This window comes from Culicoidibacter larvae, from assembly GCF_005771635.1.
Taxonomy (GTDB): Bacteria; Bacillota_I; Bacilli_A; order Culicoidibacterales; family Culicoidibacteraceae; genus Culicoidibacter; species Culicoidibacter larvae.
Genome location: NZ_VBWP01000023.1, coordinates 2,501 through 5,117, shown reverse-complemented (window position 1 = coordinate 5,117; position 2,617 = coordinate 2,501). Strand labels below are relative to the sequence as shown.

The 2,617-nt window shown below is 50.0% G+C and carries 2 rRNA genes (1 of these 2 only partly in view); both read right to left on the bottom strand.

Features of this window, described 5'->3' with window-relative positions:
* Window positions 1–58 precede the first annotated feature (58 nt).
* Window positions 59–172: ribosomal RNA gene (gene rrf, locus FEZ08_RS12070) — 5S ribosomal RNA — on the bottom strand.
* Between the two features lie 77 nt (window positions 173–249).
* Window positions 250–2,617: ribosomal RNA gene (locus tag FEZ08_RS12065) — 23S ribosomal RNA — on the bottom strand; it runs 542 nt beyond the window's last position.

Here is a 2,617-nt window from a genome sequence, read left to right as displayed (position 1 = left end):
AACAAAAAAGGAACAGACATGAATGCTGCTCCAAGGAATGTTGATGAAAATAAAAAAAGCCCGGCGACGTCTTACTCTCCCAGGGCAATACCCAAGTACCATCAGCGCTAAAGAGCTTAACTTCCGTGTTCGAGATGGGAACGGGTGTGTCCTCTTTGCCATTGTCACCAGACTTCTTTTATTTGAAAATTCTATTGAACTTTCAAAACTAGATAATACAAAACTCTTGTCAAACCGTCTTAGTATGTTGTGATTAAGCCCTCGACCGATTAGTATCAGTTAGCTGCATGTGTCACCACACTTCCACTCCTGACCTATCTACCTTGTAGTCTTCAAGGGGTCTTACCAGATTAACTCTGTGAGAAGTCTCATCTTGAGGGGGGCTTCACGCTTAGATGCTTTCAGCGTTTATCCCTTCCATACGTAGCTATCCAGCGGTGCTCCTGGCGGAACAACTGGTACACCAGCGGTATGTCCAACCCGGTCCTCTCGTACTAGGGTCAGCTCCTCTCAAACTTCTTGCGCCCACGACGGATAGAGACCGAACTGTCTCACGACGTTCTGAACCCAGCTCGCGTACCGCTTTAATGGGCGAACAGCCCAACCCTTGGGACCTACTACAGCCCCAGGATGCGATGAGCCGACATCGAGGTGCCAAACCTCCCCGTCGATGTGAACTCTTGGGGGAGATCAGCCTGTTATCCCCAGGGTAGCTTTTATCCGTTGAGCGACGGCCCTTCCATTCGGTACCGCCGGATCACTAAGCCCGACTTTCGTCCCTGCTCGACTTGTAGGTCTCGCAGTCAAGCTCCCTTATGCCTTTGCACTCTACGAATGATTTCCAACCATTCTGAGGGAACCTTTGGGCGCCTCCGTTACTTTTTAGGAGGCGACCGCCCCAGTCAAACTGCCCACCAGACACTGTCCTCCCGCCGGATAACGGCGGTAAGTTAGAAATTCAGTGCACCAAGGGTAGTATCCCAACATTGACTCCTCCAACACTGGCGTGCTGGTCTCATTGTCTCCTACCTATCCTGTACATGGTACACCAAATCCCAATATCAAGCTACAGTAAAGCTCCATGGGGTCTTTTCGTCCTGTCGCGGGTAACCTGCATCTTCACAGGTACTAAGATTTCACCGGATCTCTCGTTGAGACAGTGCCCAAATCGTTACGCCATTCGTGCGGGTCAGAACTTACCTGACAAGGAATTTCGCTACCTTAGGACCGTTATAGTTACGGCCGCCGTTTACTGGGGCTTCAATTCAAAGCTTCGTCCGAAGACTAACCTCTCCTCTTAACCTTCCAGCACCGGGCAGGCGTCACCCCCTATACTTCATCTTTCGATTTTGCAGAGAGCTGTGTTTTTGGTAAACAGTCGCTTGGGCCTTTTCACTGCGGCTCTTGTTTCCAAGAGCGCTCCTTCTCCCGAAGTTACGGAGCCATTTTGCCGAGTTCCTTAACGAGAGTTCTTCCGTTCGTCTTAGGTTTCTCACCTTACCCACCTGTGTTGGTTCTCGGTACGGGTGCCATTAGCTCTCCTTAGAAGCTTTTCTTGGAAGCATGGCTTCAACAACTTCGTTCCCCGTAGGGAACTCCCCCACACTTCAAGGTTATCAACATGCGGATTTGCCTACATGTCCCTCTTTGTGCTTAGACGTACACTTCCAGTCGTACGCTTGCCTAGCCTTCTCCGTCACTCCATCGTCAAACGATCTAATAGCAGTACAGGAATATCAACCTGTTGTCCATCGGCTACGCCTTTCGGCCTCACCTTAGGTCCCGACTAACCCTCCGCGGACGAGCCTTCCGGAGGAAACCTTGGGTTTTCGACGGCTAGGATTCTCACCTAGCTTGCGCTACTCACGCCGGCATTCTCACTTCTAAGCGCTCCACTACTCCTTACGGTATAGCTTCTCTGCCCTTAGAACGCTCCCCTACCATTTATTAATAAATCCACAGCTTCGGTGTCGTGTTTTAGCCCCGGTACATTTTCAGCGCAGGGTCACTCGACTAGTGAGCTATTACGCACTCTTTAAAGGGTGGCTGCTTCTAAGCCAACCTCCTAGTTGTCTGTGCATCCCCACATCTTTTCCCACTTAACACGTACTTTGGGACCTTAGCTGGTGGTCTGGGCTGTTTCCCTTTCGACAATGGACCTTATCACCCACTGTCTGACTCCCGAGGAACATTTTATTGGCATTCGGAGTTTGACTATATTCAGTAAACCGAGATGGTCCCATCATACAATCAGTGCTCTACCTCCATAAAACTACCTCGAGGCTAGCCCTAAAGCTATTTCGGGGAGAACCAGCTATAACCAAGTTCGATTGGAATTTCACCGCTAGCCACAGGTCATCCGCTCACTTTTCAACGTAAGTCGGTTCGGTCCTCCAGTGCATGTTACTGCACCTTCAACCTGCCCATGGCTAGATCACTTGGTTTCGGGTCTATGTCACCATACTCATTCGCCCTATTCAGACTCGCTTTCGCTGCGGCTCCACCTCTTCAGTTTAACCTTGCATGATAACATAACTCGCCGGCTCTTTCTACAAAAAGCACGCCATCACCCATTAACGGGCTCTGACTTGTTGTAAGCATATGGTTTCAGGATCTT